7 protein-coding genes are annotated in these 9,070 nt (G+C 72.9%); 2 read left to right on the top strand and 5 right to left on the bottom strand.

Annotation, left to right across the window (positions count from 1 at the left end; all coding sequences use genetic code 11):
* The 3 genes from CA984_RS39985 to CA984_RS39975 form a co-directional block, all read right to left on the bottom strand.
* Positions 1–2,214 (bottom strand): sensor histidine kinase (locus tag CA984_RS39985; protein ID WP_133061920.1); only part of this gene is annotated, 2,214 nt, incomplete at its 3' end.
* A gap of 33 nt (positions 2,215–2,247) precedes the next feature.
* On the bottom strand, positions 2,248–2,937 hold the full coding sequence (locus CA984_RS39980; protein WP_165781596.1) for a response regulator transcription factor: 690 nt from the start codon (positions 2,935–2,937) through the stop codon (positions 2,248–2,250).
* A 183-nt stretch (positions 2,938–3,120) separates the two neighbouring features.
* A complete protein-coding gene (locus CA984_RS39975; RefSeq protein ID WP_086578568.1) occupies positions 3,121–4,062 on the bottom strand; it encodes a GNAT family N-acetyltransferase in 942 nt (313 codons plus the stop codon).
* 177 nt (positions 4,063–4,239) lie between these two features.
* Here CA984_RS39975 and CA984_RS39970 point away from each other — a divergent pair, with 177 nt between their 5' ends.
* Positions 4,240–5,154 (top strand): arylamine N-acetyltransferase family protein, encoded by a 915-nt coding sequence (locus CA984_RS39970; protein WP_086578567.1) that lies wholly within the window; start codon positions 4,240–4,242, stop codon positions 5,152–5,154.
* On the opposite strand, the gene CA984_RS39965 is transcribed toward CA984_RS39970, so the two are convergent.
* The gene (locus CA984_RS39965; protein WP_086578566.1) at positions 5,138–6,343 is read right to left on the bottom strand and encodes an acetyl-CoA acetyltransferase; all 1,206 of its coding nucleotides are present in this window, start codon (positions 6,341–6,343) and stop codon (positions 5,138–5,140) included. The genes CA984_RS39970 and CA984_RS39965 overlap by 17 nt on opposite strands.
* On the bottom strand, positions 6,343–8,085 hold the full coding sequence (locus tag CA984_RS39960) for a class I adenylate-forming enzyme family protein (RefSeq protein ID WP_086578565.1): 1,743 nt from the start codon (positions 8,083–8,085) through the stop codon (positions 6,343–6,345). Before CA984_RS39960 ends, CA984_RS39965 begins: the two co-directional genes overlap by 1 nt.
* A gap of 142 nt (positions 8,086–8,227) precedes the next feature.
* On the opposite strand from CA984_RS39960, the gene CA984_RS39955 reads away from it, so the two are divergent.
* A partial coding sequence (locus CA984_RS39955; RefSeq protein ID WP_133061919.1) for a serine/threonine-protein kinase occupies positions 8,228–9,070 on the top strand: 843 nt, incomplete at its 3' end.

The following is a 9,070-nucleotide window of genomic DNA, read 5'->3' as shown; positions in this document are numbered from 1 at the left end:
GGCCACGCCGAGCCAGCCCCGCCCGGCCCCCGACAGGGCGAGCGCGGCCAGCAGGAACCCGGCCAGCAGGAGCAGGCCGACGAGCCAGTCCGCGTCCCTGAACACCGCCACCGCGACCAGCCCGTACGCGATCGCCCCCAGAGTCGCCGACCACGGAGTGATCCTCTTGCGCACGGCCGGCAGCGCCACCGCCCCCATGGCGACCGCGACCAGCACGGACCCCAGCCCCATGGCGCTGTCCGGCAGCGCGAGCGCCGCGAGGAGCCCCGCGGCGGCACAGGCCGGCAGCACCCAGCGGGCGGTGGGCGGCAGCTCCGGCCGGGGGAACAACGGCGGCGCCACGTACTCCCCGGGCGGCAGACCGCCCCCCTGAGGACGCGGCCCGTCCTCCGGCTTCGGTACGGCGGGACGCCCCGGGGGCAGTCCCTGGGGCACGGACGGGTGCGCGGGCGCCCCATGGCCGATCCAGGCGTCGCTGGAGCCCGGAGCGCTGGTGGCCCCGATGACGGTGCCGACGAACGCGCCGGCCGCCGTGATGAGGACCCCGACCAGCGCGCCCAGCAAAGGAGCCAGGACCCCGACGACGATGACCGGCAGCACGGCGCACACCAGGCCGAGGATGCCGCCGAGGATGACCCCGAGGAACGCCGCACCCCAGTTGCGGACCGGCGCGGGCCTGGGAGCAGGGAGCCCGGGACCTGGAGCAGGGACCGGCGCAGACCTGGCCGCCGGGAGCCCGGGACCAGGAGCAGGGACCGGCGCAGGTCCGGCCACCGGAAGCCCGGGACCAGGAGCAGGGACCGGCGCGGGCCCGGCCGCCGGGAGCCCGGGACCTGGAGCAGGGACCGGCGCAGACCTGGCCGCCTCGGACATGACCGGCGTCTCCGGCGTCTCCGGCGTGACCGGCACCGGAACGCCCCGCGGATCGGGAAGGGACTCCCCGCTGGGAGGAGGTACGGGCCCGGCCGCCTCGGGGGTGGCGGACGCGGCGGTCACGGGGACGGGAGAGTGACCGGGGAGACCGGAGCGGACAGACGGCGGAGGAACCTCAGGCGTGGCGGCCACCGGGACGGAAGAGGAGCCGGGAAGGCCGGAACGGGCAGAGGGCGGAACCTCGGAGGTGGGGGGAACGGGGCGTTCCGGCGAGGAAGGCGGGCGGAGTCCCGGGAGCGGGGATGGCCTGGAGAGGTCGGAGTCGGGTGAGTCGTCCATCGTGGTCCTTCCTGGAAGGCCGACCGCGACGCGGCAGCCGGTGCCCTCTTCGACATGGATGGAGCCGCCGTGGAGTTCGACGATCTCCTTGGTGATGGCCAGGCCGAGACCGGCACCCCCGTCGTCGGCGGCCCGGCCCGCGTCGAGGCGGGAGAAGCGCTCGAACGCCCGCGCCCGGTCCTCCGGCGGGATGCCCGGTCCCTGGTCGGTGACGCGGAGCCGGACCCCGTCTCCCTCGGCGTCCGCCGTCAGCACCACGACCCCGCCGTCGGGGCTGTGCCGTACCGCGTTGTCCAGCAGGTTCGCGAGCACCTGAGCCAGCAGGTCGGGGTCGGCGCGGACGCTCAGCCCGGCGGGCACCTCGCAGCGGGCCGTGATCCCGTCCCTGACCAGCACCGCTTCGCGCAGCGCCTGGTCGCACAGCGGCCCGAGCCCGACGTCCTCAAGCTCGATCAGCCGGGCCCCGGACTCCAGGCGGGACAGGTCGAGGAGCTGGGCGACCAGCCGGCCGAGCCGCTCCGTCTGAGCCAGCGCCGTCTCCAGCGTCGCCTGGTCGGGCGCCGAGACGCCGTCCACCACGTTCTCCAGCACCGCGCGGAGGGCGGTGATCGGGGTGCGGAGCTCGTGGCTGACGTTGGCCACCAGCTCGCGCCGCTGCCGGTCCACCTCGCCCAGGTCGGCCGCCATCGCGTTGAAGGCGCGGGCGAGCTCGCCGACCTCGTCGCGCGAGGTCGCGGTGACCCGCAGGCCGTAGCGTCCCTTGGCGATGGTCTGCGCGGCGGCGGCCATCTCGCGCAGCGGCTTGGTCATCCCCCGCGCGAGGAGCTGAACCATGATCAGGGCCAGCACCACGGCCACGGCGACGCGCACGTTGCGCGAGTAGCCGGCGTTGATGCCGACCTCGTTGACGACGAACGCCGCCGCCACGGCCAGCAGGATCACCATGCCGAGCTTGACCTTGATCCGGCCGAGGAAGTCGAGGGGTCTCAATGTCTGACGCATCCCTGTGTTCGAGTGCCGGGAACAGCGATCGGTTCACCGGCGGACGAGGGCGTATCCGACGCCGTGGACGGTCCGGACGACACCGGGGCCGAGCTTGCGGCGCAGGGCTCGCACGTGGCTGTCGACCGTGCGGGTGGCGGCGGCCTCGGAGAAGCCCCAGATGTCGGCCAGCAGCCGTTCCCGCTCGAACACCTGGCCCGGCCGTTCGGCGAGACGGCAGAGCAGGTCGAACTCCGTCCGGGTGAGCTGGGCCTCCGCGCCCCGCACGTAGACCCGGCGCTCGGCGGTGTCGATCTCGACGTCGCCGGCGCGGATGACCGTGTCCGCCACGGCGAGCTGGGAGGCCCGCTCCACCCGCCGCAGCAGCGCGTGCACCCGGGCGACCAGCTCGCGCATGCTGAACGGCTTGGTCATGTAGTCGTCGGCCCCGACCCCGAGCCCCACGAGCAGGTCGGTCTCCTCGCCCAGTGCGGTGAGCATGAGCACGGGAACCGGCCGGGCCGCCTGCATCCGCCGGCACACCTCCAGCCCGTCGAGGCCGGGCAGCAGCCGGTCGAGCACCACCACGTCGGGCCCGGACCTCGCGTAGGCCGCGAGCGCGCCCTCGCCGTCCCCGACGACCTGGACGTCGAAGCCCTCGGCGGCCAGCCGGTGCCGTACGGCCCGCGCGATCGTCTCGTCGTCCTCCACCACGAGGACACGTCGTTGCTGAGGGGTTGCCATGTCCGGGAGCGTAGACCGGGCCTGTGCAGATGACATGCGGGGAATTGTGAAGGTTTTGCGCATACGGTCCTGCGCTCCCGCCGAGGCAGAGCCTCCGCCTCCGTGCGCTCCGGCGAGGTACGGCCCCACGCCCGTACATCCGGTGCGGCAGGGCCTCCACGTGGACGGAGGCCCTGCCGGGGGTCAGATCATGATCAGTCGGTGGCCGATGATCCGGTAGCCGATCCGGGCGAACGAGGCCGCCATGGGCGTGTTGCCCAGGTCGGTGGAGTCCCGCACCTCGGGTTCCCCCTCGGAGGTGAAGATGTGCAGCGTCTCGGCGACCAGGTCGTCGGCGTAGCCGTGGCCCCGGTGGGCGGGATCCACCCCGATGTAACCGATCGTCGCGAACTTGGAGTTGCGGGTGGGCATCACGATGCCGACCAGGTCACCGGAGGCGTCGTGGGCCAGCCGCCACCGGCCGCGTCCTCCGGGGAACCCCGCGACGTCGGCCAGGGTCTCCTTCGCGGTCTCCCTCATCCCCTTCTCCGCGAGGGTCCGCCGGTCCCAGGCGTCCAGGCTGCCCTCGGTGATCCTGGCCAGCAGGTCCACCACGGTCCCGTCGTCGTCGGCGGGGGTGAAGGTGAGCCGGGTGGACCTGGGCGGCAGGCCGTACTCGGGGATCCAGCGCAGGTTGAGCCGCTCGACGGAGTGGCGCAGCCCGGCCTTCTCGGCCGCCTTGATCCGGTCGGTGGCGTCGGCGAGGGCATCCGGCCGCTCGCGCCAGTCACCCGGCAGGAACAGGTGGAAGTCGGGCCGCGCGCCGGAGGGAGCGGAGTATCCGGGGGTGACCAGCGCGGCGTAGGCGGCCCGCAGCAGAGCGGCGCCCACCTCGATCCGGTCGGGGCCGGTGCCCGGGTCGAACCAGTCGAGGCTGAAGGGGTGCTCGGAGCCCGGCGGGCCCCAGAACGCGGCCCGGGCCACCACCTCGTCGCCGCGCAGCGCGACCCAGAGCCAGTCGGCCCGGTAGCCGAGCTCGTCGAAGGGGAGGCCGCGGGCGCCGACACCGGAGGCCGGATGCGGGCCGTAGCTGTGGAACAGGTCGAACTCGCCCGCTTCGAGCGGACGGAAGATCAGATCAGACAAGTCAAACTCCAGAAAGCGTGCGCTTCCCGGGTCTCAGGCGGCCTGTCGCCCGAGGCGGGAGCGCGTGACCATGGTGGCGAACATCTGCTCCTCACCTCCTCTTGCTCGCAGGGACGGCCAGGTTATCGATGGATTCATCCAGACATCAACTGGATAACCGGACGCTATCGTGACGATGTGATCGACGTCAGCGCGTACCTCCGCCGGATCAGGGTCAAGATCGACGGCCCGCCGAGTGTGGAGTCCCTGCGTCTGCTGCACCGGGCCCACGTGGAGCGCGTGCCGTACGAATGCCTGGAGATCTGGCTGGGCCGTCCGACGACCGTGGACCCCGTGGAGTCGGCCGCCCGGATCATCAGCGGCCGCGGCGGCTACTGCTTCCATCTGAACGGCGCGTTCTCCCTGTTGCTGGAGGCGCTCGGCTACCAGGTGACCCGCCACTTCGGCGGGCCGCAGCACGGCCCCGGAGATCCGGCCGGGGCCGACGGCGGCCACCTCTCCCTCACGGTCTCCGGCCTGCCCTCCGAGGACAACCCCGGTGGCGGGTGGATGGTGGACCAGGGCCTCGGCGACGGGTTCCACGAGCCGCTCCCGCTCGTCGAGGGCGTCTACCGGCAGGGCCCGTTCAGCTACGGCCTGCGGCCCTCACGGGCCGAACCCGGCGGATGGCGGTTCGACCACGACCCGCGCGGCACCTTCCTCGGCCTGGACTTCCGGGCCGAGCGCGCCGAGATGTCGGCGTTCACCGCGATGCACGAGCATCTGTCCACCTCACCCGAGTCCGGCTTCGTGCGCGTGGCCACCGTCCAGCGGCGCGACGCGGGCGGCGTCGACATCCTGCGGGGCCTGGTCCTCACCCGTCTCGGCGACCGCGAGCGCGCCCTCATCGTGGAGACCGAACGCGACTACTTCGAGATGCTGGCCGACGTCTTCGCCCTGCCGCTGGACGACGTCAGCCCCGCCGAGCGCGCCAAGCTCTGGCAGCGCCTGCGGGCCGCACACGAGCACTGGTCCGGCCTGCGCAGCCCAAGCGTCAGCCGGAGCCGCACTCCTCCGAGGCACGACCCCTCCCACATCACGCGGGCCGAGTGACGACGAAGGTCGCGACGGTGGTGCAGCTTCCGCCGATGTTCAACGTGAGCGCCGTGCGGGCCCCCGGGACCTGGCACTCACCCGCCGTGCCCGTGACCTGACGGCAGGCGTCCAGCATCATCCGCACCCCGGTCGCGCCCACCGGGTGGCCGAGGCCGATCAGGCCGCCCGACGGGTTCACCGGCAGGGACCCGTCGAAGTCGATCGTCCCGGCCTCGACGGCCTTCCATGACTCGCCGGGCGGGGTCAGCCCGAGGTGGTCGAGCGCGACGTACTCGGTGATCGTGAAGCAGTCGTGCGTCTCGATGACGTCCAGATCCCCGGGACCGGCCAGGCCCGCGCGGGCGTAGGCGTCCAGGGCGGCCTGACGCAGGTGCGGGAAGAGGTACGGCCCGCCCTCGGAGAGGCGGAGCTTGTCGGCCAGCAGCATGGGCGCGGTCCGGTGCCCCCAGCCGGAGATCACCGGCCTGCCCGAGGCCGCCGGATGCCGCGAGGAGGCCAGCACCACCGCCGAGGCCCCGTCGGTGATGCGGCCGCAGTCGTACTTGCGCAGCCGGCCCTCGACCACCGGGTTGAGCGTGTCGTCCGGGCCGAAGCACCCGTCGGGGAACGACCACGACCGCGCCTGGGCCAGCGGGTTGCGCAGCGCGTTGCCGTGGTTGATCTCGGCGATCCGCGCGAGATGGGCGGAGTCGAGCCCGTGACGCGCGTCCACCGTGTCGGCGATCTCGGCGAACAGGCTCGGCCACGGGAAGTCGGCGTCACGGGCCTCCCGTCCCGCCCAGGCGGCGCTGCCCAGATGCCGGGCCGCCTGCCTGGCCCCGACGTTGCGCATCAGCTCGACCCCGGCCACCAGCGCGACGTCGTAGCGCCCGGCCTCCAGATCGGCCATCGCGGCCAGCAGCGCCATCGACCCGGACGCGCAGGCGGCCTCGTGCCGGGAGGTCGGCAGCATCGCCCACGCGGGATCGATCGAGGCGATCATGCCGCCGAGCTGGGCCTGTCCGGCGAACAGCTCTCCCGCCAGGTTTCCCACGTGCGCGACCTGGATCTCGGAGGCCGCTACGCCGGCCGCCTCCAGCGCTCCCAGGGAGGTCTCCCTGAGCATGTCGAACAGGCCGAGCCCCTCCGCCGCCCAGTTGCGGGCGAAATCCGTCTGGTGACCTCCGAGGACGTGAACCGTGCTCATCAGCCGTTCGCCTCTTCCCGGAGCCCGTCCAGAGACTCCTTCAGATCCCTCTTGAGGATCTTGCCCAGGGGGTTCCGGGGCAGTGCCCCGACGACCTCCAGGCGCTCGGGCAGCTTGTAGGAGGCGATGCCCTTCTCCCGGAGGAAGCCGACGACGGAGGCGAGGTCCACGCTCCGGCCCTGCCTGGGGACGACCACGGCGCAGACCCGCTCGCCGAGGACCTCGTCGGCGTATCCGACGACCGCCACCTCGGCCACCGCCGGATGCCCGGCGACCAGTGACTCCAACTCGGCCGGGGCGATGTTCATCCCGCCCCGGATGACCAGGTCCTTGGCCCGGTCCACGTACCGCAGGTACTGCCCCTCGTCTCCGGCGATCTCGAACACGTCTCCGGTCATGAGGTAGCCCTCGTCGTCGAACGGGTCGGCGGAGGCCGTACCGGGAAGGTAGCCGGAGAAAACGGTCGGGCCGGACAGGCGGAGCTCTCCGGGGACCCCGTACTCGGTGWTCTCACCGCCGAGGGGGTCGACCAGTTTCGTCCTGACGGCGCCCAGGGTGCCGGGCCAGGTGGTGCCGGGGGCGTCGGGCCGGGGGAAGAACCGGGCCCGGTCCTCGGGGTCGGGCATGTGGACCGGGTCGGAGAGCAGGGCGACCCCCTCGTTGGACCCGAAGAAGTTGATGATCGCGATGCCGTACCTGTCCTGCCAGCCTTTCACCATCGGCGGCGGGAGCGGCGCGGAGCCGGAGCCGATCCGGGTCAGCGTGGTCAGGTCGGTCCGGGCCAGGACCGCCTCCTGCTGGAGGAGCATCGTCAGCAGCGCGGGGGGCGCGAGGGTGTAGGTGACGCGTTCGGCGGCGATCTGCCTCAGGTAGGTCGGCAGGTCGAACGGGTGGTGCTGGACGAGCACGGCACCGGTCTTCAGCCAGGGCAGGAACACCCCGCCGATCCCGGCCATGTTGACCATCGGGAACGGGTTGAGGATGACGTCGTCCCCGGTGAGCCCGGGGGCGGCGACGCAGGTGACGGCGACCGCGAGCCAGTCGTAGTGGCATCTGGGCACCCCCTTGGGAGTGGCCTCGGTGCCGGAGGTCCAGCAGATGGTCACGGGGTCGGCGGGGTGGGCCGCGTAGCCGCCGGATGGATCGGCGGCGGGATCACCGGTCGCGTTGTCGAGCTCGCCGCCCCAGACGAGGACCGGGACGCCCTCGGGCGCCCGGACGCCCGAGCGCGGGCCCGGCTGCGGCCCGGACCGCGGACCCGATTGTGGATCCGACTGCGGACCCGACTGCGAATCCGGCGGCGGCCCGGACTGTGGACCCGGCTGCGGCACGGACGCGGTGACGAAGGCCTTCACGCGGGCCAGCGCGCCGAGCTGGTTCAGCTCGTACTCGCGGTACTGCACCGGGAACGGGGTGACCACCGCGCCGATCCGGATCACCGCCAGGAAGGTGACGGCCAGTTCCACGCTGTTGGGGAGCCGCACGGCGACCACGTCACCCGCGCCGATGCCCCGGCCGAGCAGGACCCGCGCCACCCGGTCCACCTCGCGGTCGAGCTCGACCCAGGTCAGCCGCTTGACGTCGCCCGGCAGCAGGTCGGCCTTGTTGAGCGGGTCCACGATCGCGAGGGCGTCCGGCCGGGCCTCGACCTGGGCGCGGAACAGCCGGTCGATCGTGTCCTCGGTCCACCAGCCTTCGGCGGTGTAGCGGGCGATCCGCTCTTCCGTGTGCAGGCGCTTCATCGCGACTCCAGGCGCTAGGGAGGATGCCCGCGACACTACGAAAACAGAAGCCAGGGGTCAATGGGTGGACGATGATCCCTCTTCATTGGTCCATAGGGCGGTAAGTGGCTATGTTTCTGTCCGCGATGGGACATCGAACGGGGTGAGCAGGATCGACACTCGAGTGCTAGCGGGCCGCTACAGGCTGCTCAATCCCCTCGCCGAGGGCGGGATGGGCACGGTCTGGCTCGCCGCCGACGAGACGCTCGGCCGGGACGTGGCGGTCAAGGAGGTACGGCTCCCGCCGGACCTCGACCCCGTCAGACGGCAGGAGATCTGTGCCGCGGCGCTGCGCGAGGCGAATCTGGCCGCCCGGCTCAAACATCCGTCGATCGTGACCGTCCACGACGTGATCGTCGAGCAGGAGCGGCCCTGGCTCGTCATGGAGCTGCTGTCGGGCGCCTCCCTGGAGCAGACGGTCCGCGAGCGGCAGCCGCTACCGGTGCGCCAGGCGGCCCGGGTCGGCGTGGGCATCCTCAGCGCGCTCGTCGCCGCGCATGCCGCCGGGGTGGTGCACCGGGACGTCAAACCGGGCAACGTCTTCCTCACCCGGAGCGGCCGGGCCGTTCTCACCGACTTCGGCATCGCCGTGGTCGAGGACGAGACGGTGGACGGGCCCACCAGCCGCCTGGTCGGCTCGCCCAACTACATCGCCCCGGAGCGCCTGCGCGGTGAGCGCGGCGGCCCCGCCTCCGACCTGTGGTCGCTGGGCGCCACCCTCTACTTCGCCGTCGAGGGCCTGCCCCCGCACCCGGCGGAGACACCCATCGCGGCGATCAGCCGGGTGCTCACCGAACCGGCCAGACCGCCCGAGCGGGCGGGCGCGCTGGGCCCGCTGCTGATGCTCATGCTCGCCCCGTGGCCCGGTGCCCGGCCGTCCTTCGACGCCGTCGCCCAGGCCCTGCAGGAGCTCGCCCTCGGCCGCCCGGCCGTCCTGCCTCTCCCC

The sequence above is a fragment of the Streptosporangium minutum genome, from assembly GCF_002149035.1.
Taxonomy (GTDB): domain Bacteria; phylum Actinomycetota; class Actinomycetes; order Streptosporangiales; family Streptosporangiaceae; genus Streptosporangium; species Streptosporangium minutum.
The sequence above is the reverse complement of the archived record's forward strand: the minus strand, read 5'-3'. Positions and strand labels throughout refer to the sequence as shown.